Origin of the sequence: Paenibacillus sp. FSL H8-0537 (genome assembly GCF_038051995.1) — a bacterium.
Lineage (GTDB): Bacteria > Bacillota > Bacilli > Paenibacillales > Paenibacillaceae > Pristimantibacillus.
Window position 1 is genome coordinate 4072366 of the sequence record NZ_CP150290.1, and the last position, 24380, is coordinate 4096745.

A 24380-nucleotide genomic window follows, 5' to 3' on the forward strand; every position below is an offset into this window, starting at 1 on the left:
CCTCTGTCCTCTTATTCGCAAACGACCGCAGACGCAGGAAGCTCAGCTTCCATGCCAAGCACGCGATAATAAATTTCTTCATATTCAGCCGTAATGCGATCATTACAGAAATTATGGCAGGCACGGTAAATACAAGCTTCTTTAAATTTCGCATGCAGCTCTTCATCTGTCAGTAAACGAATGGCATTGGCTGCCATGCTGTCCACATCGCCGATCGGGCTAAGGAAGCCCGTTTCGCCATGCGTCACAAGCTCAGGGATACCACCTGCTGTGGAGCCAATGGTCGGTACGCCGCAAGCCATGGCCTCCAGCGCTACTAGACCGAAGCTCTCTTTCTCCGAAGGGAGCAGCAGCACATCGGCAAGCGATATCACTTGCGCCACATCCTCCTGCTTACCCAGAAACACGACGCGATCCTCCAGTCCCATTTCACGGATTTTGCACTGGATTTTCGATAGCTCCGGTCCTTCTCCGACTAGCAGCAGCTTCGAAGGTACCGTTTTAGCAACCTGCTGGAAAATTTCAATGACGTCTGATACCCGCTTAACCGGGCGGAAATTGGAAATATGCATTAATATTTTTTCATTCGGGCTGGCATAATCCAGTCGCAGCGAGGCGACATCCCGCGGATAATAAATGCGCTTGTCAACAAAATTATAGGTGAGATCAATCGGCTTCGTAATATCAAGCAGCTTTCTCGTCTCCTGAATCAAATCCTGGGAAACCGCCGTTACGGCATCGCTTTTATTAATGGCAAGCCTAATCAAGTCCTTAAGCGACTCATCCTGCGCGAGCACCGTAATATCCGTTCCATGCAGCGTTGTAACCGTCTTGAGCTCCTCGCCTATCATCTGCTTGGCGAGATGGGCACAGACGGCGTGAGGAACCGCATAATGCACATGAAGCAAATCCAGCTTCTCCATCTTGGCAACCTGTGCCATCTTGCTTGCCAGTGATAAGTCATAGGGCGGAAAACGAAACACATAATAATCATTGACTTCAACTTCATGGAAAAAAATATTTTTATTAAAATGGCCTAGCCGGAACGGAATGCTGTGCGTTATAAAATGAATTTCATGTCCTCGCTCTGCAAGCAGCTTGCCGAGCTCAGTCGCAACGACACCAGAGCCGCCAAGCGTAGGATAACAGGTTATCCCAATTTTCAACTTACGTGCCATGTCCTGCTCACTCCTGCCGTCTCTAGCTTTTATAATGAATTCTATTCCCAATGGTTTGTATATCTTGCCGAATCTGTTGCCTGGCCTTCTAAAATAATTTCACCTCATGCGGCCGTTTCAAAGCAAAGCCTTCCGCATATTCCCAGGAGCGCGCTTGACCGAGCAGCATATCTCTCGCTTCCACCCGTTCCACATAACGGTCGGTGAGCGGCGTCGAAACGCGGTCTTCCGCCCCAGAAACCGCTTGAAACTGCGAGCGATAAGCAAGCAGCGATTGGCGCTTCGTTTCGTATTGCTCACTGACATCTACAACAAGCGAAACCTGCTCCATGTCATTTATGTAATAATAAATCAGCTGCTGCACCTGGACAGGGGGAAGCTCCGGCATATATTTTCGCAGCTTGGCATTAAATACAGCTTCCTCGACCAGCTTGCTGCATGCAATATGATCGGGATGCCGATCAACCCAATACGGCGCAAACACGATGCGCGGACGGCTGCGGCGAATTTCCGCCACAATGCTGTCGATGTTGCTGCGGGTAAGCTCAAGTCCGCGATCCGGCAGCTGCAAATTGGTCCGTGAATAAAGACCAAGCACCGCAGCAGCGTCATCGGCTTCTCGCCTTCGCTGCTCTACGGTGCCATTCGAAGACATTTCTGCTTCGGTTAAATCACAAATACCAACCAGCATGCCTGCCATTGTATGTTTGGCAATGGTGCCGCCCATTCCAATTTCAGCATCATCTGCATGAGCGCCAAATACGAGAATATCTAACGGCTCACTCATAGCGGCAATTCAGGCTTGTACTTATGAACAAGCTCTCTCCAAGCAAAATCCCCGCGTTCCAGCGCCTTGACTAGCAATTCGGCTGTCGCTACGTTTGTCGCAACCGGAATACCCTGCACATCGCAAAGGCGAAGCAGCGCAATAATATCTGGCTCATGCGGCTGCGCCATAAGCGGGTCACGCAGGAAGATAATCAGATCCATTTCATTTTGGGCAACAAGGGCCCCGATTTGCTGGTCGCCGCCAAGCGGTCCCGACATGAAGCGGTGGATGCTCAAATCCGTCTGCTCCATAATTCTCGTACCGGTCGTACCTGTTGAATAGAGCTCATGGCCTACAAAAACCCTTTCGTAGGCAATAACAAAGTTGACGATCTCTTCTTTCTTTCGGTCATGCGCGATGAATGCTATTTTCATAGGTGAGGCCCCTCTTCCGCTGTCTAGTTCAATCCTTCTACTAATCCATCAAATGCTCGAACCCGTATACTAATCCGCTGTAACCCATCACTTTCTTGATTGCTACATTAACGCCTGGCATATAGCCCGCACGGTCATAGGAGTCATGGCGAATTTTGAGCGATTGGCCATAACCGCCAAATACAACTTCCTGCTGCGCAAATACGCCCGGAAGTCTCACACTATGTATACGGAAGCCATTGTAGTAACCGCCTCTTGCTCCTTCGATCGTTTCCTTCTCATTAGGATTGCCTTGGCGCAGCTCTTGGCGAGCCTCAGCAATGAGCTCTGCCGTCTTGATCGATGTGCCCGAAGGAGCATCGAGCTTGTGGTCGCCATGATATTCGATAATTTCAACATGCGGCAAATATTTTGAGGCCTGTGCAGCAAATTTCATCATCAGAATAGCGCCAATCGAAAAGTTAGGCGCGATGAGCCCGCCAAGCTGCTTCTCGATACAACGCTGGTTAAGCTCTTCAATTTGCTCAGGTGTAAAACCCGTCGTTCCCATTATAGGACGAACGCCAAATTCAATGGCTGTTTTTGTATGTTCATAGGCAGCATGCGGAGCCGTAAAATCTACCATAACATCGGCCTTTGCGCTGCTAAGCGCCTCTTCAATCGTTTTGCAAGCGATGATGCCTGTATTGGGCTTATTCGCAAAGCTTCCTGCATCTACAGCGCCTGCTGAAGGCGCGACGGCGGATACGAGCTCCAGCGCCTCATCCTCCAGCACCATTTTTACCACTTCACGGCCCATAAGACCGCCTGCTCCGATAACTGCTACTTTAATTGTATCCACTTATCCATCACCTGTTCCTTCGTCTATGTTGTCCGTTAATCCGGTAGCGCATCAAGCGCCGCCGGCGGCTCACATCAGCAAATAGCCTTCTGGCGGCTGAATGCCCCGGGTCAAGCCGAATCGCTTCGCGCGCATGCTCAGCAGCTTCATCCAGCTGCCCAAGTTCAGCATACGTCATTGCGATCCAATAAAAAGCGTCAAAGCACAGCGGATCAAGCTCTACTGCCTGCTTTAGCAGCAGCAGCGCCTCTTCCAATGCCGGCGGTTCTTGTGTCAACAGTTGCTGCGCATTCGAAAGCTGCAGCCTTGCTTCTATCGTCTGAAAATGATAAATATATTCCGGTTCATCCTCCGCCAGCTCAAGCGCCCTGCGGGCATGTTCATAAGCTTTCGACCATTTCCCGCTGCGCGCGCATGAAATAGCGCATTTATGATAATAACTGGCATTGTCAGGCTCTGCGGCAATCGCTTGCTCAAACCAGATAATAGCCTGTTCAAAATCGCTGGTCAAAATGAAAGCATACGCCTTTTTGATACAAGCTTCCCCGTTCATTACCGCCCATCCTCCTTGTACACAGGTTGATGGTACAGCATATGTGAGAGGCGGCATTACTGTTCAGCGTTTTTTAAAGTCCAGCGGTTTTTATCCCGTGTATTAAATTTGTCCATGACTTTGTTGTGTGCTTCCGTTAAATCAATATCGAGCGAATTGGCAAAACAGGATAAAAGAAATAAAATATCGCCAAGCTCCATTTCAATGGAGTTGTCGGCTTCATCCGCCTTTTTGCGTTTCTCGCCGTAGGAATGGTTCACTTCACGCGCAAGCTCGCCGACTTCCTCGCTCATTCTTGCCATCAGTGCCAGTGGACTGAAATAGCCTTCTTTAAATTGAGAAATATAATCATCCACTTCTTGCTGGATATCTGCCAACGATTTTTGAGCCATAGGTGAAATTCCCTTCTTTCAAGACTACCGTTTCCCACATCTATTGCAGTTGGAAAACAAGCCTAAAACTAATTGTTGTCAATAATTCATATGTTAACGCAAAGAGACGATGAAAACAATGTTTTTGAACGATGAAAATTGCGCTATACTACAGAATGGAAACCGCCATCTGATCATCATCGGCGTTTTTCGGCTGTCGCCTCTAGAAGATTTATCGCAAGCAGTGGACAGGGAAGCGAATAAGTGAAATAATGGATTTTTTATACTTATATGCTTATATTTTAAAAAAGGAGAATTCTAATGATGTTTCGTAAAGTAACCAAGCAATTACAAATTATTCTGCCTATTCTGCTAGGCACAGCCATATATGCTTTTGGGCTGCACTATTTTCTTATACCGAATATGCTTATGGAGGGCGGTGTAACCGGTATAGCGGTTCTGCTAAATTATGCAGCCGGATGGCCGCTGTCCATTACGACGCTTGTCCTCAACATTCCGTTGTTTCTGCTTGGCTGGAGGACGCTTGGCCGTACCGAAATGCTTTATACGCTCGCTGGCATCGTTTCGCTTTCCTTCTTCCTAGCCGTAATGGAGCAGCTTATTGCCAAAGGCTGGGTCGTAACGTTCCACACTTCAACCGATTACATACTTGCTGCTTTGTATGCGGGAGTTACGCTCGGCGCAGGGCTTGGCATCGTCTTTCGTTTTGGCGGAACGACTGGAGGCGTGGATATTATAGCCCGAATCGTATCACGTCGCAAAACGCTGAGCATGGGGCAGATTATTCTCATTCTCGATATTGTCATTATCGGGGGCTCGCTCTTTTTTATTCCTATCGAAAAAGTGCTGTATACGCTCGTAACGGTATTTGTTGCCGCCAAGCTCATTGATTTCATTCAGGATGGCGCTTATGCCGCCAAATCCTTCTCGATTATTACAGACAAAGGGACTCCGATGGCGCAGCGCATTACGATTGAAATGGAACGCGGTGTGACGCTGATGCCGGCAAAAGGCGCCTTTTCCGGTCAGCAAAAGGAAATCGTATATTGCGTCGTTCAGCGGCAGGAGCTGCGCCGCCTCAAAGCAATCGTTCGCAGCGTTGATCCTCGTGCATTCGTCATCATTAATGATGTCCACGATGTGCTGGGCGAAGGATTCAACGAGGAATAAAAGCATAAAGCCGCTCCCATCAAGGGAGCGGCTTTATGCCGTAAGGCTGCTGCTTGTATTTACGCCAGCTTTTATAGGCAAGCACAGCCATAATAATAGCACCGAGCAGCAGCGTCCAGCTTACCGGATTAGCCGATGCAGGTGGCGCAAGCGCAGGCTCTTCAACAACAGATTGCGGCTTGTCCGTAAACAATCTGCTTACGGCTGCTCCAAGCTGCGTCAGCGCCTCGTCGACTCGACTCGCTTGCGCTTGGTCTTGAGGTCCAGCGGATAACAGCACATTCGTATAGCGTATCCGCTCATGCAGCTCTGCTGTCCGTCCTTCCGGACGCAGCATAAAGGCAGGACCTTCAACAAGCGCCAAATGCGCGCTTAAGTTGTCTATCGCCGCCCTCGCAGCAGCAGCCCGCTCTTCATATGGGCGCTTCCATGCTTTTCTCACACGGCTTACATCCTCGAGCATAACCCGCTCATATTGCATCCATAACCCACTGGCTGGCCTAAGCATCGCATCCGCAGTTAGATGAATGCGGGCAGAGGTAGCCAGCCACCCGGCGGGCTGCCTTTTGCTCAGAAGCTCCTCCGAGACAGCCTGTATGCTTTGCTGCAGCATAATCCACCCAGCTGGGCGGCCTTCAATGCCAGTCTCCAGCTGCGGCAGCAGTCGCTCCAACTGCTGGACATATTTATAACCAGCTTGGCGGTTGTCTGCGTAAGAAGCCTTATATAATGAATTAGCCGCTTCCTCGAAACGACGCATGAGCACTTCAGCATCGACAGCCTCCGCTTGCCTTGCGCCAAGCGGTTGTTCGCCTGCATAAGCCCAAGTCGCAGAAACAGAGCCAAGCAGCATTGCGATACTTAATAGAATGGGCATTGCAATACGCGTTCTCATGGACATCCCCCCATAATTAAGCTTATGAGGGGATGTCCATCGTTATGCTTTTTTATGCTTGTTTTCTCGCTCGGAGCGCCAGCCAGCCCACGACAAAGCTAAAGATGGATAAGCCATATGTATACAGGCGAACTTGCGGCAAATCGTCCATCAGCTCATCAGCCAGCCACGGGAATACGCCGAACGAATAATCAATGGTGTCATTAAGCAGCAGCCAAGCTGTGGCAACAACGACAGCCTTGAATCCCGCTTTCATAAAACGAGCATACAGAAGCACCTCTACAGCCATGCCAAGATGAGAAAAAACGAGCATGCCGTGCTGCCAATTCAGTTCCCCGCCCTGCGCTCCCGTCGCCACGATCATGGACACCGCCCACAAGCCATATTTCACCGACGTGACAACTGCAAGTCCTTCGATAATCATTCTAGTCACCTGAACGAATCTAGATGCCGATTCTGGCGGCGGGAACAGCAAGTAAAGCAGCGTAAGGGTAAAAAACAAACTAGCTGTCGGACTGTCCGGCACAAATACAAGCAGCCAAGACGGAAAACGTTCATAAGTATAAACCAATTGATTCCAGTACCATATGTAACCGTAAACGGTCCCTAAAAAATTAACGATAAACAGCAGCCACAAGATCGTACGATTCATCCACAGCATGCGGCTCCATAACCATGACAATCCCATTGTTTTCAGCCCCTATATTCCCAGCCTTGTTGTACCAAGCGAGCATTGCCTTGCCTAATAAGTTTGAAAAGAACCTGATTGCAATGAAGCAATCAGGTTCTTGCTGTTACTTATTTATTCAGTTGCAGCTTTCTGCTTGGAAAGCCACGTTGCAATTTGATCAATCTGCTCAGCGCTCAGGCTGTCTTTGAAGGCAGGCATATTGCCATTACCGTTCGTGACGGTAGCAACAATTTCTTCCTTGGACAAGACATCTCCAATACCACGAAGTGCAGGAATTTGCGGTGGGTTACCCTTCATGTCTGCTGCATGACAGGTCAGACATTTGGATTGCTCCATCAGCTTATGAGCTGGATCATCCGCTTCTACAATTGCAACAGCCGCGGTTTCAGGCTTCTTCGTCGTGCTAGGAGCCTCTTCACCTTTAGCCGCCGCTTCTCTGGCTTTCTCTTCACGAACGTGATGCTCAGGAATTGTATTGGTAATTTCCAGCTGGTGCTGGTAGTGATCCCAAGATACAACCGTCAAATACACTGTCGCGATCAATGATAAAATCATGAGCGAGGAAGCAATTGGACGACGATAAAATCTGCGCTCTTTGCCTGTATCCAGGAAAGGAGCAAGCAGCAAGCCGCCGAACATAACGCCAGGTATGCCCATCGTACCGAGCACGATATAATCCTGTGAAACATATGGATATTTCAAAAATTGATACAAAAACAAGAAATACCAGTCCGGCATCGGAATAAACGCTGCGTTTGTCGGATCTGCCGGATAGCCAAGCGGAGCTGGCTCTGCAATCGTCCATACGAGAAAACCGACGAGTACGACGCAGCCAACCATCCACTCTTTCAGCAGGAAGTTAGGAATAAACGCCTCTGACTTCCCTGGAAAAGACGTATAGTCGGGCGGAATATTCGGATGATTGTTTTTCTTCACCCGTGAATCTCCGACGAATACAACCTTTTCGTCTGATTTGTGACCATGTGCCATCATAAAGTCCTCCCTTCGCTTAAAGTGGTCCCGAAATACCTTGTTTCCGAATCATCAGGAAGTGAGCCGCTAGCATAGCAAGCAATGCGCCAGGCAGGAAGAATACGTGAATCGCGAAGAAGCGAGTCAGCGTTTGCGCACCTACGATGTCGCCGCCATACAGGAACTTCCCGATGTAAGGTCCGATGTACGGAACGGATTCCGCGATTTGAACGCCGACCTTAGTTGCGAAGTAAGCTTTGTTATCCCATGGAAGAAGGTAGCCCGTGAAACCAAGGCCCAACATAATGAAGAAAATAAGCATACCTACTACCCAGTTCATTTCGCGCGGCGCTTTATAAGAGCCGGTGAAGAATACGCGCAGCGTATGTAAAAACATCATAACAATAACAAGACTCGCACCAAAGTGATGCATACCGCGAACGATGCCGCCGAATGCGACCTTATGGTTCAAATAGTCAACGCTTGCATAAGCATTCAGAATATCCGGAACATAATACATCGTCAGGAACATGCCGGACAAAATTTGAATGACGGTAATAAAAAACGTCAAGCCGCCAAAGCAATAGACGAACGCCGAGAAGTGATGCGCAGGGTTAACGTGCTCAGGAACCTCATGGTCCGCAACGTCCCTCCACAACGGCGTAATGTCAAGACGTTCATCGATCCAATTGTATACACTTTTAAACATCTGATCATTCGCCTCCTTAGCCTACCCGTGAATTTGGCTTAACTGGACCCAAGTAAACAAATCCATTCTCAATCTTCACTTCGTATTCATCCAATGGATTTGGTGCTACGGTAATGTTCTTGCCGTCTTTCGTATAACGCGCGTCGTGACACGGGCAGTCATACTCATCTTTACCCTTCGCATTCCAGGCAATCGTGCAACCCAGATGTTTGCAGATTGGTGAAAGCGCAAATACTTTGTTATTTGCGTCTTTGGACACCCAAGCAGACAGCTCAGGATCGCTGACGTACCATCCATCAACTTGGTGAATTTGGAACTTAAACTCTTGCGGATCTGTTGTAATTTTGCTCTCTTCTACTACTTTAACAAAGGTGCCTTCGGTTTTTTTCTCTAATAATGGGTCTACCGCAAAACGCACCATTGGAAGCACGGCTCCGCCCATCATAAAAGCGGTTGTTCCACCGAGCGTATACGACAAAAACTGCCGTCTTGACATCTCTTTGCGTTGAAGCGGCTTGTGTGCCGATTCTTGATGTTCGTGGTTACTCATCTTCTGTTCTACCCCCTTTGCCAACCATTTCTTGTGTTTTAGCGCATAGCAAAACACATGACGAACTAGGACATACTTATAATAGCCTAGGTGCTTAGGAGCGTCAAGAATATGGCTGATGATTGACTGCCTAATAAAATGTTGATTTTTAATTTGTAATTAATTTGTCACATTTAACCTTGCATGGCATTTGTTTTCCCCATAAAATCGTTTAATTATGCAAATCAAGCGTAAACGACTTTTCCGTCCTCTAGCAGCAAAGCTTTCGTTTCGAGGGTGGAATGTAGAGAATGGATAACGAAATCATATCCCTTCCTATATTTCAAGGTGAAACGGCCGAAAGCCGTCCTTGGCGGCGCAGGGTGTATCATTCCGTCGACTGCTTTGGATTCCACATGAGCGAAACGCGCTCCTTCACGTCCGCAGCATGAGGCAGTTCACCCGCTTGATCTGGCCCCAGCAGCAAATCGGCTTGAACGCCTGCCAAATCCAGCTTGCCGGATGCTGTCGCTACAATTATATATCGGAAGCCTGCGCCTCTAAGTGAAGCGCATACATCATTAATCATATCAACAGCCGCGCGGGCACCTACATAATGAAGCGCTGGATAAGTGACGACTCGCCCTTTAAAAGGAATTTCAATCAGATCCATAACATCACGCAGACGCTCCAGAGCAGCAGTCGCCTCATAAGGCTGCTCTTCGCCGCTCATGCCTGTGACAGGCAGCATACAAGTATCCAAATAAGGACGCAGCTCTTCCCACTGTTCTTCTTGCACATCGCTAAATTTCATTGCCAAGATCTCCTTCCGCTTGCAGCTACAGCTGGCTTATCGCAGCTTGCGAAAGCCTACGAGCCTCCATTTTATATACCAAGCCTTTGTCTATGTTAACGTTTTATTCCCCATTTGCCAATGGGTTTTCCCCTTCTGCCTGCCGATTCTTTGTGATGCACAGCAAAATAAGCTTCTACCTCAGCCCGCGAGCTTTCTCGCCGGAGCCTCTGATGGAAGCTTATTTTGCCCTTCATTCTTGCATCCACGTTATGCCTTCACTTCATTTCGTTCAATTCTTTAGCTAAGCGATAAAACATATCCTCATCGCCAGCCGCAAGCGACTGGTCAATTTCGCGGTATATACGCTCCGCACGGAATTTTCGCACCGCTTCATCCAGCGCCATTTCTGCTGCAAGCGACAGCATCGCTTCATACGTTACCTTCATTTTATCCATAGGATACACCTCCACACCGGCGTTAAGAGATCCTATATTCTTCGCCTTTCTTCACGTAGCTTTCCATCGTTCGTTTCATTCGCAGCAAATCGTCCTCCGTAAGCTCTCTAACGACTTTAGCAGGTGAACCAAGAGAAAGCGTATAGGGTGGTATCTTCTTATTCTCCGTAACAATCGAACCGGCTCCTACTAAAGCATATTCACCAAGCTGCGCGCCGTTAAGTACGATTGCCCCCATTCCAATTAATGTGCCTTTGCCTATCGTACAGCCATGGATAATCGCCGCGTGCCCGATGGAAACCTCATCTTCCAAAATGAGCGGTTGGTTCGTATTCACATGCCCGACAACTCCATCCTGTATATTGCAGCTATGTCCAATATGTATTGGCGCCAAATCTCCGCGAAGCACAGCGTTAAACCATACGGTGCTGTACTGGCCAATTGTCACATCTCCAATCAGCTTCGCTCCTTCTCCGATATAAACACTGGAATGAATCGTTGGTCTTACTCCCAAATAAGGCAGCAGCATCTCGTAAATTCCCCTCTCATTTGCAATGGAAGTTCAGCATCATACTGCTATGCATCCATTCCTTTACATTAGCGTGGGGTGATTCTATCAACTGCCGCAGCCATTGTCAATACATGAACAATCGGTTCTGCTCTTCCAGGCTAATGCCCAACATTACCGCTTTGCCCGCCTTCGTCGTTTTGATGACCATGCCGTGCAGCTCATGCTCTCCTAGCCGTATTAGACCAAGATGGACGAGCATACCAAGCAATCTGTGCTGAAAAATCCGCTCCGCATCATCATAATAAAATGGTTTAATGAGCGGAACCAGTACCTGGCTGAGCGATTGCGCCGTTACCCACTGATCCGATAGTCCGCCAATCCATTGGACGAGCGCTAAAATGTTCGGAATCGGCCCTTTATACTGCTTAAGCCAGCATTTGTACAACTGCTGCAATTCATTTGCCGGAGCTGTAAGAAGCCTTTCCTGCCCACCTGGCGTAAGCTTTAAGCCAAGAGGCTCCTCTACAAAATAGTTCATTTGCACGCAATAATCATAAAGCAGCGACATTCGATTCGGATAATGGTGAAAATATTTGCCGTAGCCGAATCGCCACTCTCCCTTGCCCGGCAGCTCCTCCTTGATCGAAAACAAATCAAGCAGCTGCAAGCTAAAGCGCTTGTATAGGGAACCGTCAGCCGCCATCGTCACCTCGTTGTGATGGATGTAGTGCAGCAGCCCGCGAATATCGGCCTGCAGCAGTTCCTGCTCATCGCGGTACACATGAGGCTCATCCGCATACACAAGCTGTGCTGCAAACTTGCGTTTCAATGTTTCACGAAACCGCTGCTTTAAATCTTCCGGGACCTGAAACAAATAACGGTTCTGCCCGGTGAAGCCGTTGAACAGCCAGCCCTGATGCTTGAATTTAACGATTATATCCCGGGGGCTGATTTCCTTCATAACAGGCGTTTTTTTGGAACGGCGCTTCGGCGCAGGCTTGGCGGGCTTTTGATTAGATGAGGCTTTCTCTGCTGCAGCCGGCTGCTCACCCTTTGTTTCCTTTTGAACCGCGCTCGCTGCCTCAGGGCCATTAAACCTGCTCTGCTGCGCACGAGCCAGAAGCTCCTCCAAACTAAAAGCGTCTCTCGTCTCGAACAGCAGCGAGTTTAAAAACCGCAAATCCTCAATCGCCATGCTGCTGATTTGTTGCTCGAAAACATCATTTCGGCTTACAGCGCCGAGAATCGACTGAATCAATTCATTTTTGGAGTTGCTATTGCACTCGCATTGATAGACGGAGGCAATGCGGCTGAGCTGCCCGATATCTGCACAGCCGAGCATATCCGATAAATTCATAGTCTCTCCTCCTTCGCGCTTAACTGCTGCTTTAATGAACAGCCTTGCTTGCACTCATGATTGTAGAGCAGCCTTTTTTATTACCATTATGGGAAGAAACTCAGATTTTATAACCGCAATTCCGGAAAAAATAGTTTTTATGCTTTTTTTTCAAAAAAAAACGCCATCCCTCCGGTTAGAGGAATGGCGCTGCTATGGATATAACCGAGCTGCTCCTGCGAATAATAGAGCAGCTTTCATATTATTTTAAACGCCGACCTGATCGAGCTGCTGCAAATGCCGGCTGCAATTGTAGAGCAAGGACTCCCAATCATTTTCCTTAAACTGAAGGATGGAATAGGACATATTATCGAGAAACTGCTTATCGAGTCCCGAGCACAGCTCATCCAGCAGCTGCGCCAGAAAGCTTCCATGCGTGACGACAAGCAGGCGCCCATCGGGATTGCTTTGCCGCCATTCCTCTACAAAAGAACGCCCACGCACGCGCACAGTCTCATCAGACTCCTGTCCAACTTCAGCCTTGCGCCATTGCTCACCCCAGCGCGCTATCCGCTCCTGCTCCGTCGTTCCTTCTATGTCGCCATAAAAACGCTCACGCAGCCGATCATCCGGTGCCAGCAGCGGAATGTCCAGCTTATCCGCGACAATTCGGGCTGTCTCACGGGCACGCAGCAAATCACTGGAAATAACAGCATGCCACAGCTTCTGATCTTCGCTCAGACGGCTTGCGAGTGCCATCGCTTGAGCAACTCCCCGCTCATTCAAGGGAATATCGGTTTGCCCTTGAATTTTTCCAAGCTTATTCCAATCCGTATTGCCGTGACGCACCAGACCTATTATCATCCCGCCAGCCTCCCCAGCTTAATTGCACTCTATTACCGCAAGGTAACGCAAACAAGGGACCCCTGTCAAGGAGCCCTCTGCGCTAGCTGCGCGTTCTTGATAACCAGTTTAGCATAAGCAGCGTCATGACCATGCCAAGCAGCGACAGCGCCACCCAATACTGTGGAAAAGCCGGAACAACCTTAAGAACAAAAGGATCGCTGATACTTGCAACCGGCACTTCATATTCAGCGCTAATGACGAGCCCGCTGCCCGAAGCATTAGCTGTATCCATAAATCCTGTTAATTGGGCCAACTGATCCGGACTTGTACTCGTTTCGTTGCCCACGACGAAAAATACGAGCGCACAAACGAACATCGCCATGCAGCCAGCCACAACAAGGGCTACATTGCGACGAAAGGAAGGAGAAAACTGATAGCTTTTGTGTGTAACCGGCATGAGCCAAGATTCCTCTGCATAAATGCGATCCATGACTCCGCGCGTCACATGATCCATTGGCGGCAGTTCTATGGAATCATCCTCGGCAATGCAGCGAATCAGCTCCTCGCTCTCTTCCCACAAACGGAGCTGCTCCATGCAATGCTCACAATCAAGCAGATGGGCCTCCATCTCCTGCCGCTGCGGATCTTCCTCCGGCAGCTCCCAGCACATATGGAGTTTGTGTTGAACGTCTTCGCATTTCATCGCGTTTTCATCCCTTCAAATTCTTCCACTCCGAGAGCTTCGCCAAAATAAGGCTCCAATTGAACCTTCACACTGGCTCTGGCTCTGAATAACAAGGATTTCACAGAACTGACCGTCTGCCCTAAAATGCTGGCAATTTCCTGGTAGTCCATCTGGTCATATTCTCTAAGGATAAGTGCGGACCGTTGTTTTTCAGGCAAATTATTAATTGCTTCGCGCACCATCGCCATGCGCTCATTGCGAAGCACAAGCTGCTCCGGACCAGCATCGGGGGCCGTAACCGGCACAATGCCCGATTCATCCAGAGACAAATTCGCTGCTTTCTGCTTGCGCAGCTCGCTAAGCACTGTGTTGCGGGCGATCGTGTAAAGCCACGTGGAGAAAGAAGCATCCACCTCACGAAACGAGTGCAGACTGCGATAGGCTTTATAAAACGTTTCCGAGCATAAATCCTCTGCAAGCAGCTCAAGCTTCGCGCTTTTGAGCATATGAAAAATAAAAGATAATATTTTGCGCTGATAACGGCTCATTAGCTCTGAATAAAGCTCAATGTTGCCATCTTTAATTTCCCTTATTAATTGGGAATCAGTCATGACAGGCGAACCTCCCCACCTGCGAATTCATCTTCCCGGCCCTGTTATCATTAAATTGTACCAAGCCGGAAGCAAAAAGTTGCGGTATGTATAATAAAAATTACGAATCGCTGGTCTAACAACATAAATTCGCGCCGCACAATCAAAATCCTGCTTAATTCGACAAAAGGATAAATGAGGAATTTTTTAGAAAAAAGAGCTTGCCTTTGAAAATCTCCCCTCCTTAACCCTATTGAACAAAAGAAAAGTGGTTAAGCAGGCAACTAATCCTGCTCAGCCACTATCGCGTTTGCCTATCTACCTTACAGATAATACTCACATGGGCGAAAATAACGTATAACGGCGACTGCTCAAGGTTATGATACTTTAACGAGGGGAGGAATGAATATGAATGAGAAAAAAAAGTGGGATTTATCAGCTCTAGCAACAATTCCGCTAATTATGACGCTTGCGAATTCAATGCTCATTCCTGTCCTTCCCCTTATTCAAAAAAAATTACATATCTCTTCTCTTCAATCCAGCCTCATTATTACAGTCTACGCCGCGATATCGATCTTATGTATCCCTTTCGCCGGTTATCTTTCCGATCGTTTCGGAAGAAAACGAATTATCGTCATCGGGCTGTGTATTGCTGCTGTCGGTGGTTTAATCTCAGGTATAGCTGCATGGCTGCTGCATGATCATGTTTACGCATTCATTTTAGCAGGCAGACTCATTCAAGGAATCGGAGCCGCTGGCGCATTCCCGATCGTAATGCCATTAGTTGGCGATATGTATAAAAGTGAGGAAGAAGTTAGCAATGGACTCGGCATCATTGAAACCTCTAATACTTTAGGAAAGGTTTTAAGTCCAATTCTAGGTTCTGCATTAGCATTAATCATTTGGTTTCTTCCTTTGGCTGTCATTCCAGTCATTTCAACCGTATCTATTCTGGCCGTTATTTTTCTCGTCAAAACACCTAAACAGCCCAATACAACAAAGCTTGATTTTAGAGATTTTCTTGTTTCCCTTAAAAGCATTTTTGCCGAAAATGGGAAGTGGCTGTTTGTCATATTTACACTTGGCGGTAGTGCCATGTTTATTATGTTCGGTTTTCTTTATTATTTATCATCCATCCTTGAAGACAGTTATCATATAGATGGTATTTGGAAAGGCACACTGCTGGCCATCCCTCTCAGCGCAATTTGCATCGCTTCTTTTGCATCTGGGAAATGGATTGGTAAAAATAAAATAAAAATGAAATGGTTAACCGTGGTTGGATTTGTATTTATCGCCGCAGCCATGCTTATTTGTGGATTAACCAATACGAAGAGCTTATTTTTCTTAATATCTCTCATGTTTATTAGCGGATTAGGCATCGGCCTTGTTCTACCCAGCTTAGATGCGTTAATTACGGAAGGAATAGATAAAAAACAGCGTGGGACTATCACTTCATTTTACAGCAGCACAAGGTTCATAGGCGTTGCATGTGGTCCATTAGTGGCTTCCCTGCTTCTACTTCATATCGCATCGTTGTTTTATATTTTTGTAGCTATTGCTTGTGGATGCTGCTTAATTGCTTTGTTTTTTATAAAACCGAGCCAAATTAATATATAGAAAATGAGATCCATTGCTCTCTAATTGATCCTTTAATAGGACTCCCGATAGAGATGTTTTGACTCATTAGGTACTGATAAACATAAATTTGCACTGCATAATCAAAATCCTGCTTTATTCGACAAAAGGATATGCGGCTAAGCTTGCAGCCATAACGCTACGCCTAATACAGTTAGCATGGCCTCCATTATTAACCCCTTGACAATCCGTTCTATTATAAAAAAGGCTATCATCTATCGTTATTCGCCCTTCTTGCACAAAGATAGATATTAGTCTAGTAAACCTTGGGTATTTACCCTTCCAAATTTCCACCTCCTACGTATGATAACTCAAATCTTAGGAGGTGTATTCATTGAGTTGTACGATTAATAAGTACAAAAACAAGAAAATGAAAAGCTGTCATAAAAAAGTTATTACGGTTTGTAAACCTAAAAGAAAAAAGAATATTATTATACAGAAAAAAGTTGTTAAAGTATCGTGTCCTGCTCCTAAAGTTAAAGTTAATGTTACCCCTACACCTGGTCCACAAGGATTGCAAGGTGCGGCTGGCTCAACAGGGCTGACGGGTCCACAAGGACCTGCTGGAGCCACTGGAGCTACTGGACCTCAAGGGCCAGTTGGAGCTACTGGACTTCAAGGACCTGCTGGAGCTACGGGACTAACAGGACCTCAAGGGCCTCAAGGCGTGCAAGGAACCACTGGGCTAACAGGGCTAACAGGACCTCAAGGGCCTCAAGGACCAGCTGGCGGTATTTCTTCCTTCGCCTTCCTATGCAGCACGGAAGAACAAATTGTTGCAGCAGCAGCGGTACCAGGCGGGCAAGGAGGGGCAGTAACCTTTAACAATACGGTTATTAGCGCAACTGCGCTTACGTTCTCTCCACCAAGCGATATTATCATTAACGAAAACGGCTTTTACAACATTAGCTGGGAAGTATTCCCAACCCCTGGAAACTCTGCATTTGGTTTATTCTTCGATCCGGACGGAGCAGGCCCAACTGTCGCGACACTTGTGCCTTGCAGCAACTATGGTACAGCAGCAGGCAACAATCCTTACCAAGGTCAAGTCGTTGTGCAATTGACCGCTGGCGGCGTATTGACTTTAAATCGTATTGATAGCATGGGCAATGTGGTATTGCAAAACGCTATCGGCGGCGGAACGCCAACCGTGAGTGCCTCTATTGTCATTGAAAAACTAGCATAATCTAGTCTACTCTACAGGGCTGTTACCAGAAGTCATTAGAAATGACTTCTGGTCAGCCTTTTTTATTTAGAACTATCTCTCTATAAATGTCCTTTAAGCTACTTTCGTAATACAACAAAAAAAAGACCGCCATATAGGCGGTCCATGTTCATTTACAGAACATAAGTTTTGGATAGGAGTGGAGAGAAACCATACTGTACTTTTATTATATGTATACGCTTCCAATATGTCAATAAGCGTTTTCATTTTTTCGAAATATATTTTGAAAACGCTTATATTCCTTCCAGCTAATGTCGCTTGTTCGTCAGAAGCATGGTTTCTAAATAAAAAAGCCCCGCAATAGCTCAAAAGCTGCTGCGGGGCCAAATTGCTATTTTTATTGATGAACCGCAAAACCCGCATCCGCAAGCACAAGCTGAGCCTGATCCAAATCCTCCTGCGTGCGGAAAGAAAGCCTTAGAACGCCTGGAACGTCCTCTCTGCTCTCAATAATATGGATATTGCTCAAATTGATGCGCTCCTTGCCGAGGTCGCTGGCGATTTTACCGATAATGCCGGGATGATCGGGTACGTCTACATAACAATCATAGATCGAATGCAGCATGCCTTTGCGGCGCTCAGGCAGCTTGCTGCGGAATTCCCCAGCTGTACGGAACGCCTCCTCTATGCCTTCGCCATCTTCCCGCTCCAGCAGGTCTACGAATGTAGCGATTTCTGCATTCCAGTCTTTCAGCAGCTTAAGCAGCACACCTTTGTTATTAACCAAAATGTCGCGCCATACGACCGGGTCGCCTGAGGCGATACGGGTAATATCGCGAAAACCTCCCGCTGCCAGCGAAGCATAAAGCTGATCCTGCTCATTGTAGCCGCGGATCTGGTTGACCAGCGCAACTGCAATCATATGCGGCAGATGGCTGATCGCGCCCACGATTTCATCATGCGACTTTGCATCCACACTAACAATGTGCGCTTTCGTCAGCGCAAGCAGCTGGGTGAGCTTGTCCAGCTGGCCCTGCGGAGTCGACGCGTCAGGCGTGAGGACGTAAAAAGCATTTTCGAACAAATGGGTCGATGCCGCTTCAACGCCAGAGCGCTCCGAGCCTGCCATCGGATGCCCGCCGATAAACGACACGCCCGGCTGGCTCTCCAGTCTGCGTCCGCATAGCGCCACGGAAGCTTTCGTGCTGCCGACATCCGTCACAATACAGCCCGGCTTCAGCGGAAGCTGGCTCAGCTCATCTACATACTCCTCCAGCTTGCCTACAGGAACACAGAGGAATATAAAGTCAGCGTCTACAGCCGCCTCCCGAACAGACGTCGTTGCGGAATCAACGACGCCACGATTGACATATTTCTCTGCGGAGGACGCCCGGTTGGAATAGCCCACAACCGTTACGTCCGGCTTGCCCTTAAAACAAAGGGCAAGTGATCCGCCAATTAATCCAACGCCAAATATCGCTATTTTTACCATAACCTTATGACTGCACCGCCACTTCCTGCAAAACCTGCTCCAAAGCAGCTATAAACTGCTCATTTTGCTGCTTCGTGCCTACGCTGACCCGAATATAGGTCGGGTAATACGTCCAGCGGGAACGAATAATAAAGCCTTTGCGCAGCAGCGCATCAAATACTTCCGGAGATGGACGCTTTACATCGACCATAATAAAATTGCCATGCGCCGGATAATAAACAAGGCCAAGCCGGTCAAACTGCGCAGCAAAATAAGCGATGCCCGCTGCATTTTGCTGCACAACATGCTGAATAAAAGCCTGATCAGACACGGCCGCTTTAGCGGCTGCCTGCGCGATTCTCGTTGTATTAAAGGGCTCCCGCACCTGATTAATAAAGCGAAGCACCTCCGGGTCGCCAACGCCATAACCAATACGAAGCGCCGCTAATCCATATACCTTCGAGAATGTGCGGAGTACGATCAAGTTCCGGTAGCTGCTCAGCAGTTCAATGCCATTAGGAAAGGCGGGATCTGTAACAAGCTCGCAATACGCCTCATCCAGCACAACGAGCACATGGCTCGGAACCTGCTGTAAAAAAGCAGTCAGCTCATCCTTCGTCACAATGGTGCCGGTCGGATTGTTCGGATTGCAAATCCAGATGATTTTCGTACGCTCCGTTACCTTTGCCAGCATGGCAGGAAGATCATGCTTGCCATCTTTCAAAGGCACCTCGATGATGCGAGCGTTCTCAATTTCAGCGTTATGCTTGTACTGCGGGAATGTCTCGTCCGCCATAATCGTTTCGTCCCCTGCAACGAGAAACGCACGAGCCAGCATTAAAATAATTTCACTAGAGCCTGTGCCGAAAATCAGCTGCTCCGGCTTTACGTTAAGATGGCCCGCAAGTGCTGCTGCAAGCTCAAGGCTCGCGCCATCAGGATAAATATTCGTTTGGTTCAATTCTTCCAAGATTGCCGCTTTAGCCTGCTCCGAACAACCATGTGGATTTTCATTGGAAGCCAGCTTCGTGACTTCAGTTAGCCCAAGCTCTCTCTTCACATCTTCAACCGGCTTGCCAGGCTGATAGACAGGGAGATGTAAAATATTATTTTTTGGCTGCATGCTGCCGACCACCTCTTCTTATATATCTACAGATTAATTGATATATAAATATCAATTGCATAAGGCTTATTGTCTCACATCTTGCCCCGCTTTAAAAGATGTTCTATTGCAATTGATCGCGTCTGCCTTAAGAAAAAATCTAAAATCCCATCTCGGCAAGCCATGAGGATAGTTTTGCTTCCCGCACCTTCAATTCAGCCTGACCGAGTACCCGCTCGCCCACGATGCGGCCATCCAGCATAAATAATACGCGCTGTGTTTTGGCAGCCACCTTCGCATCATGGGTCACCAGCATGATCGTCGTCCCCGCATGATTTAATTCGGTTAAAATAGCCATGACCTCATCGCTTGCCTTGGAATTAAGAGCTCCTGTCGGCTCATCGCCAAACACGATTTCCGGTTGGTTGATAAGCGCCCGGCAAATGGCTGCCCGCTGGAGCTGTCCGCCGGACACTTCCGTCTTGTCAGCATTGGCAAGCTCGGCAATTCCAGTCCGCTGCATCAGCTCGCTGGCCCGCCGTTCAATAGCAGCGCGGCTCTCTCTTTTCGCCATATAAGCGGGTAAAATAATGTTGTCGAGCAGGCTGAGATTTTTCAAAAATCCACTCTGTTGAAAAACAAATCCCATTTTGCTCAAGCGAAGCTGAGCCAACCGCTCTTCGGATAGACTGCCAAGCTCTTGCCCTTGTATGGCAACGCTGCCGGACGTCATTTTGTCCATCCCGCTAATCGTGTACAGCAAGGTAGACTTGCCGCAGCCAGAAGGCCCCATTATAGATACGAACTCACCTGCCTGCAATTGCAGATTCACATTTTTCAGCACAGCCTGTTCATTATTTTTGCCTACAGAATAGCTTTTGTTTACGTTTTTCGCCTCTAACACGATGGTCATCATGATGCCCTCTTTTCGAAAATTATTTAGCTGCGCCAGCACTTTTGACATTTGCCGTTATGGTTAGGCTGCTAAGCAGCGTCGTTACTAGTCCTACAGCGAGGAATATCAAAGGAATAAGCATGTAGGCCACAAACGGATTAACGACGAATTCGACGCGGGCTGCGCCCATAAATGACATCAGCATGCTGACTACGCCCTGCCCAAGACTTCCCGCTGCTGCGGTACCTAACACGATCCCCGCCAGCAATACCGTCAATGAGCGGATGATGTACTGCAGGCGGATATTTTTCAAGGAAAACCCAAGGCTTCTCATAATGACGATATCAGAAGCGTCTTTCACGATCAGCATGTTGAAAAATAAAGCGGTAATCAGCAGCGCAATGGCGAGTGCTGCCGCTAAGGTGAGCGCTGTTATTTTTTGCAGCTGGCTTATGGTGGAGCCAAGTGTCTGAGATAAATAATCTTCCATAAACGTCACCTTAGCCGGGTAGAAGGCATCTGCGTATTCAGCCCTTTTTTCGCCAATTGCTACGCCCGGCTTTACATCCAAGCTGACCATATACCAGAGGACGGAATGTGCTTCATAAGGCAGCAGCGCTTTAGCTGTCTTGCCGCCATTGGTCACATCCTGATAAATGCCCGAAAGCTTCAGCACTCGTTCTTCCCCAGCAACGATGAGCGTCAGCGTGTCTCCGAGCTGCTTGCCGCGTTCCTTCGCATGCAGATAAGAAAGAGCGATCTCATCGTTTGCAGCGGGAGCAGCCCCGCTTAAATAAGCTAGCGGGAACAGCGAAAAATCGCCCGTTTGCACGCTCACATTTTCATAGACACCATCGTCGCTGCGCATCTTATAAGAACTCGTTACGAGCGGAGAATAGAGTTCCACGTCATTGTCGTGTTGAATATAGGCGATCATCTCGCTGTATCGCTGCGCTACGTCGCCTGTTTGCCGCATATCAATTTGAATATCGCTCTTCCCCGCCCCCATATAAGTCATAAAATCAGGTGATTTCATCGTATTCAAAAAATTCACAGGCACTATGATCAGGAAGAAGCAAAGCGTGAATACGAGGGCCAGCAAGCCGAATGTTTTAATCCGGACGAACACATCCTGAATGCCGACAAATATATTTACAGGGATAAGCCGGCTGCGATGGAGCTTCAGCCGTTTTGTCATCCGCCCTTTGGCCGAAGTGCTGCCTGAGCGCAAGGCTTCAACGGCTGATATTCGCTTAAATCTCCCCAAAACCACACGGCAGAACAACATCACAGATAGAAAAATAAAACCTGCCCCCAGCAAGGGGATGATATAGCTTAGCGTATTTTTTTCAGCTGTGCCTATGTATAGGCTCCGATTTGCCATGAAAGCCCGTTCTGCAAATAAGGAAAGCACCCACCCCGCCATAGTCGCTGTCAAAGCGATCAGCCGATATTTCATTAAATAAAGCTGGCGGATTTCGCTTCCGGCTATACCAATCGCCTTCATGACGCCAATCTCATAAACCTCCTCCTCCAGCGCAGCGAGCATTGTAAACCGCAGGCAGAGAAAGGCGATGACGATCAGCAGCACGCTGGCTAAAAGAATGACAACGGCCGCAACGCCATCCGTCAGCGCATTCAATAGCCGAAATTGAGCATATGTAATCGCAGTCCCTTGGTGCGGAAGCCCAGAAGCTAGGTAGAGCTGTTCAAATTCGCTCGTTCGCTCCCCATCATGCAGCAGAAATTCGATCAAATATTCTTTTTCGGCAAAATAGCCCTTAAGCGTCTCCCAATCCGAATCGCTTACAACGATACGCTTTGAGCTGACAATAGACGGATTCATCTGGGCATCCCTAACAAAATCCTTTAGCGTAAAGGTTTTGCTAAAGGAGCCCGTCGCCAGCCGCACCGTATCCCCGAGCTCCAAGCCATGCTGCTGCATAAAATAAATCGGCACTGCTATTTCGCCTGGAAGCACATCCAGCCGCTTATTGTCCAAATCAAGTAAAAAATCGAACGCTTTGTTTTGCTTCACAAGGCTCATTTCCATGACGCTGCCCGCCTCTGACTCGCCGCTGGCGCCAAAATAAACATGAGCCGGTTCAATTGAAATCATCTCAACCGTTTGCTGCTCCTTCACCAGCTTACTGCGGCTGGCAAAATCCTCTATCTCCTGCTGGTCGATTTCCCCGGCATGCATCTGTACAAAATGAGGGACGCCCGCTTTCTCAAACCAGTCATCCACCGAACGAAACAGCTCTAGAAGCATGCTTGCACTGCTTGCCACTAGCAGCGAGGAAATCATAATAAACATACATAAAATAGCGGTAACCAGCTTATTCCTTGCGATATCTTTTCTCCACATTTTCTCTAGCATCTTCCTGCCCCTTCTCTATTTGATTGTGATAAAACCTTTTCGTCACCCAAGCCATCACTAGCATTGCTACGAACATGAGCAGCGCAGGGAAATAAACCTGCAAGCTAAACGTTTCAAACAGCTTGCCGTAGACGATTTGCCCAACAGGTGCCGCGATCTGTGCGACCGCCATTATGATGGCCATCACCTTTCCAAGCAGGTCATTAGGTGTCTGCTTTTGCACCCGGGTCAGCACAAAAATCGAAATCATCGTCAGTGCCATCGCAATCGGAACGACACTTGCCATAAATAGAACATAGGCTGGATAATAACCAAGCCCCAGCATCCATGGCGTTAGCGACATCGATAATGGCAATATCAATGCAGCAATGATGAGCAGCCACCGATACAAAGAGCTCATTTGCATTTTTTTCGCAAAGATGCCGATCATTAGTGCGCCTAAAATCGTGCTGCATTCCACAATGCCCATGCCAACTCCATAAAGCGTATCGCTGCTATGCATCGTAACCCGCAAAATAATCGGCCCGCCGACGACAAAAAACGGCGTTAAAATAAAATTAAGCAGCGCCGCTAATATCATCGCCTTTAAAATCGAGCGCTGCTGGGCTACATAGGCAAACCCGACTTTCATATCTGCTGCAAGCGTTGCGACGATATTTCGCTTCTGCTCGCGTTTTACAAACGGGATTTCCATAAAAAGCTGCATGACGGCTGACAGTAAAAAAGCGATACCGCTTCCGATCATTAACGTTTGCAGGCCAAGGACGCCATACAGGATGCCGCCAAGCACCGGGGCAGCCATTTGGGCAAGGGCGCCGATGCCATTTACCATTCCATTGGCCTGCTCAAGCCGGCTCTCCTGCACCAGCAGCGGGATGCTCGCTTGCACAGCAGGCTGGTACATCGCGCTGATCAGCGAAAGCAATACCATCACCATACCAATAACAACAACCGTCGCGTGCCCCCCCGCCAATAGGAACAAAAAGCCCAGAACAACGATACAGCTTGCAAAATCGAATATAACGATTAAATGACGGCGGTTGAAGCGATCGGCAATGGCCCCGCCAATTGGCGACAGCAGCAGCGGGATGCTGGATAACGCATAGAGAGTGCCAAAAATATCCGCTCGCCCTGTAAGATCCAGCGCATAAAGCGATAGCCCAAAGCGCAGCAGAGCGCTGCCCAAAATCGAAATAATTTGTCCCAATAGGAGCAGCTGGAAGCTTCTTCCGAACAGCTCTTTTTTCGCTTGGCTTTGTATCATCGATTAGCTCCTCCTTAAAAAATAGGTTCGTTCATTTATAGACTGACCGTCAGTCTATAACATTCAAAAAAATAAGCCGGCATACAAGCGTACCCAACCATTGAACAGGTATCAGA

General features: G+C 48.0%; 26 protein-coding genes. 3 read left to right on the forward strand and 23 right to left on the reverse strand.

Annotation, left to right across the window (positions count from 1 at the left end; genetic code table 11):
* Positions 1 to 11 precede the first annotated feature (11 nt).
* The 6 genes from bshA to MHB80_RS17180 all read right to left on the reverse strand — a co-directional run bounded on the left by bshA (position 12) and on the right by MHB80_RS17180 (position 4167).
* Complete coding sequence (gene bshA / locus MHB80_RS17155) at positions 12 to 1178, reverse strand: N-acetyl-alpha-D-glucosaminyl L-malate synthase BshA (protein WP_341278132.1); 1167 nt, start codon at positions 1176 to 1178, stop codon at positions 12 to 14.
* An 88-nt stretch (positions 1179 to 1266) separates the two neighbouring features.
* Entirely contained in the window at positions 1267 to 1965 is a 699-nt protein-coding gene (gene bshB1 / locus MHB80_RS17160; protein WP_341278133.1) for a bacillithiol biosynthesis deacetylase BshB1, read from the reverse strand.
* Positions 1962 to 2381: a methylglyoxal synthase gene (gene mgsA / locus MHB80_RS17165; RefSeq protein ID WP_341278134.1), complete on the reverse strand. Its 420-nt coding sequence runs from the start codon at positions 2379 to 2381 to the stop codon at positions 1962 to 1964. The genes bshB1 and mgsA overlap by 4 nt, the downstream gene beginning before the upstream one ends.
* 40 nt (positions 2382 to 2421) lie before the next feature.
* Positions 2422 to 3222, reverse strand: coding sequence for a 4-hydroxy-tetrahydrodipicolinate reductase (gene dapB / locus MHB80_RS17170; RefSeq protein WP_341278135.1), 801 nt, complete (start codon positions 3220 to 3222; stop codon positions 2422 to 2424).
* A gap of 7 nt (positions 3223 to 3229) precedes the next feature.
* A complete protein-coding gene (locus tag MHB80_RS17175; protein WP_341278136.1) occupies positions 3230 to 3775 on the reverse strand; it encodes a tetratricopeptide repeat protein in 546 nt (181 codons plus the stop codon).
* A gap of 56 nt (positions 3776 to 3831) precedes the next feature.
* Entirely contained in the window at positions 3832 to 4167 is a 336-nt protein-coding gene (locus MHB80_RS17180; RefSeq protein ID WP_341278137.1) for a nucleotide pyrophosphohydrolase, read from the reverse strand.
* 300 nt (positions 4168 to 4467) lie between these two features.
* Between MHB80_RS17180 and MHB80_RS17185 the strand changes: the two genes are divergently transcribed.
* Complete coding sequence (locus tag MHB80_RS17185) at positions 4468 to 5337, forward strand: YitT family protein (protein WP_341278138.1); 870 nt, start codon at positions 4468 to 4470, stop codon at positions 5335 to 5337.
* Positions 5338 to 5356: 19 nt separating this feature from the next.
* Here MHB80_RS17185 and MHB80_RS17190 read toward each other — a convergent pair whose 3' ends face one another.
* The 12 genes from MHB80_RS17190 to MHB80_RS17245 form a co-directional block, all read right to left on the reverse strand.
* Entirely contained in the window at positions 5357 to 6232 is an 876-nt protein-coding gene (locus tag MHB80_RS17190) for a sporulation protein YpjB (protein ID WP_341278139.1), read from the reverse strand.
* A 52-nt stretch (positions 6233 to 6284) separates the two neighbouring features.
* Positions 6285 to 6920 (reverse strand): DUF1405 domain-containing protein, encoded by a 636-nt coding sequence (locus tag MHB80_RS17195; protein WP_341278140.1) that lies wholly within the window; start codon positions 6918 to 6920, stop codon positions 6285 to 6287.
* 114 nt (positions 6921 to 7034) lie between these two features.
* The gene (locus MHB80_RS17200) at positions 7035 to 7913 is read right to left on the reverse strand and encodes a c-type cytochrome (RefSeq protein ID WP_341283012.1); all 879 of its coding nucleotides are present in this window, start codon (positions 7911 to 7913) and stop codon (positions 7035 to 7037) included.
* A gap of 19 nt (positions 7914 to 7932) precedes the next feature.
* Positions 7933 to 8604: a cytochrome b6 gene (locus MHB80_RS17205; RefSeq protein WP_338551698.1), complete on the reverse strand. Its 672-nt coding sequence runs from the start codon at positions 8602 to 8604 to the stop codon at positions 7933 to 7935.
* 16 nt (positions 8605 to 8620) lie between these two features.
* Positions 8621 to 9154, reverse strand: coding sequence for a ubiquinol-cytochrome c reductase iron-sulfur subunit (locus tag MHB80_RS17210; RefSeq protein WP_341278141.1), 534 nt, complete (start codon positions 9152 to 9154; stop codon positions 8621 to 8623).
* A gap of 367 nt (positions 9155 to 9521) precedes the next feature.
* Positions 9522 to 9947 carry a DUF2487 family protein gene (locus tag MHB80_RS17215; protein WP_341278142.1) on the reverse strand — a complete coding sequence of 142 codons (426 nt, stop codon included), beginning with the start codon at positions 9945 to 9947 and terminating at the stop codon, positions 9522 to 9524.
* A gap of 257 nt (positions 9948 to 10204) precedes the next feature.
* Entirely contained in the window at positions 10205 to 10384 is a 180-nt protein-coding gene (locus MHB80_RS17220; protein WP_341278143.1) for an IDEAL domain-containing protein, read from the reverse strand.
* A 22-nt stretch (positions 10385 to 10406) separates the two neighbouring features.
* Complete coding sequence (locus MHB80_RS17225) at positions 10407 to 10913, reverse strand: gamma carbonic anhydrase family protein (protein ID WP_341278144.1); 507 nt, start codon at positions 10911 to 10913, stop codon at positions 10407 to 10409.
* A gap of 106 nt (positions 10914 to 11019) precedes the next feature.
* Positions 11020 to 12252, reverse strand: a complete 1233-nt coding sequence (locus tag MHB80_RS17230) for a hypothetical protein (RefSeq protein ID WP_341278145.1) — start codon at positions 12250 to 12252, stop codon at positions 11020 to 11022.
* 246 nt (positions 12253 to 12498) lie between these two features.
* Positions 12499 to 13095 carry a histidine phosphatase family protein gene (locus MHB80_RS17235; RefSeq protein WP_341278146.1) on the reverse strand — a complete coding sequence of 199 codons (597 nt, stop codon included), beginning with the start codon at positions 13093 to 13095 and terminating at the stop codon, positions 12499 to 12501.
* Positions 13096 to 13177: 82 nt separating this feature from the next.
* Positions 13178 to 13780, reverse strand: a complete 603-nt coding sequence (locus MHB80_RS17240) for a hypothetical protein (protein WP_341278147.1) — start codon at positions 13778 to 13780, stop codon at positions 13178 to 13180.
* A complete protein-coding gene (locus MHB80_RS17245; RefSeq protein ID WP_056028760.1) occupies positions 13777 to 14373 on the reverse strand; it encodes a sigma-70 family RNA polymerase sigma factor in 597 nt (198 codons plus the stop codon). Before MHB80_RS17245 ends, MHB80_RS17240 begins: the two co-directional genes overlap by 4 nt.
* A gap of 336 nt (positions 14374 to 14709) precedes the next feature.
* On the opposite strand from MHB80_RS17245, the gene MHB80_RS17250 reads away from it, so the two are divergent.
* Together MHB80_RS17250 and MHB80_RS17255 are read left to right on the forward strand one after the other, a co-directional pair.
* Positions 14710 to 15969, forward strand: coding sequence for an MFS transporter (locus tag MHB80_RS17250; RefSeq protein WP_341283013.1), 1260 nt, complete (start codon positions 14710 to 14712; stop codon positions 15967 to 15969).
* A gap of 343 nt (positions 15970 to 16312) precedes the next feature.
* Positions 16313 to 17173, forward strand: coding sequence for a collagen-like protein (locus MHB80_RS17255; protein WP_341278148.1), 861 nt, complete (start codon positions 16313 to 16315; stop codon positions 17171 to 17173).
* A 376-nt stretch (positions 17174 to 17549) separates the two neighbouring features.
* Here the strand turns inward: MHB80_RS17255 and MHB80_RS17260 are convergent, their stop codons facing one another.
* The 5 genes from MHB80_RS17260 to MHB80_RS17280 form a co-directional block, all read right to left on the reverse strand.
* Positions 17550 to 18644: a prephenate dehydrogenase gene (locus MHB80_RS17260; protein WP_341278149.1), complete on the reverse strand. Its 1095-nt coding sequence runs from the start codon at positions 18642 to 18644 to the stop codon at positions 17550 to 17552.
* Between the two features lie 4 nt (positions 18645 to 18648).
* A complete protein-coding gene (gene hisC / locus MHB80_RS17265) occupies positions 18649 to 19746 on the reverse strand; it encodes a histidinol-phosphate transaminase (RefSeq protein ID WP_341278150.1) in 1098 nt (365 codons plus the stop codon).
* Between the two features lie 139 nt (positions 19747 to 19885).
* Positions 19886 to 20638 (reverse strand): ABC transporter ATP-binding protein, encoded by a 753-nt coding sequence (locus tag MHB80_RS17270; RefSeq protein WP_341283014.1) that lies wholly within the window; start codon positions 20636 to 20638, stop codon positions 19886 to 19888.
* Between the two features lie 22 nt (positions 20639 to 20660).
* Positions 20661 to 23000 (reverse strand): ABC transporter permease, encoded by a 2340-nt coding sequence (locus tag MHB80_RS17275; protein WP_341278151.1) that lies wholly within the window; start codon positions 22998 to 23000, stop codon positions 20661 to 20663.
* Positions 22960 to 24264, reverse strand: a complete 1305-nt coding sequence (locus MHB80_RS17280; protein ID WP_341278152.1) for an MFS transporter — start codon at positions 24262 to 24264, stop codon at positions 22960 to 22962. Before MHB80_RS17280 ends, MHB80_RS17275 begins: the two co-directional genes overlap by 41 nt.
* Positions 24265 to 24380 lie beyond the last annotated feature (116 nt).